Consider the following 612-nt stretch of genomic DNA (forward strand, 5'->3'; position numbering starts at 1 on the left):
GTCCCCGCCCAGGTCGAAGAAGGAGTCGTCGATGCCGACCCGTTCCACGCCCAGCACCTGGGCATAGATGCCGGCCAGGATCTCCTCGACGGCATCGCCGGGAGCGCGATAGTGCCCGCCGCCCTGGTAATCAGGCGCGGGCAGGGCGCGGGTGTCGAGCTTGCCGTTGGCCGTCAGCGGCAACTCATCAAGCACAACCACCGCCGCCGGCACCATGTAAATCGGCAGCCGATCGGTCAACCGGGCACGCACATCGGCCGGATCGGCGCCACCGGTGATATAGGCGACCAGACGCTTGTCACCGGGCCGATCCTCCCGGGCCACCACCACCGCCCGCTCCACCCCGCCCACAGCCGTCAACGCCGCCCGGACCTCACCCAACTCAATGCGATACCCGCGAACCTTGACCTGCTCATCAACACGCCCCAAATACTGCAACTGCCCATCGCCACCCCACCGCGCCAAATCCCCGGTGCGATACATCCGTTGACCCACCCCACCGAACGGACACGCCACAAACCGCCCCGCCGTCAACCCCGACCGACCCGCATACCCACACGCCACACCCCGACCCGCCACATACAACTCACCGACCACACCCACCGGCACCGG

1 protein-coding gene is annotated in these 612 nt (G+C 67.8%); it reads right to left on the reverse strand.

What is annotated here, in order from left to right:
* A partial coding sequence (locus A5691_RS02065) for a non-ribosomal peptide synthetase (RefSeq protein WP_156670006.1) occupies positions 1-612 on the reverse strand: 612 nt, incomplete at both ends.

Origin of the sequence: Mycobacterium sp. E183 (assembly GCF_001667735.1) — a bacterium.
Taxonomy (GTDB): Bacteria; Actinomycetota; Actinomycetes; order Mycobacteriales; family Mycobacteriaceae; genus Mycobacterium.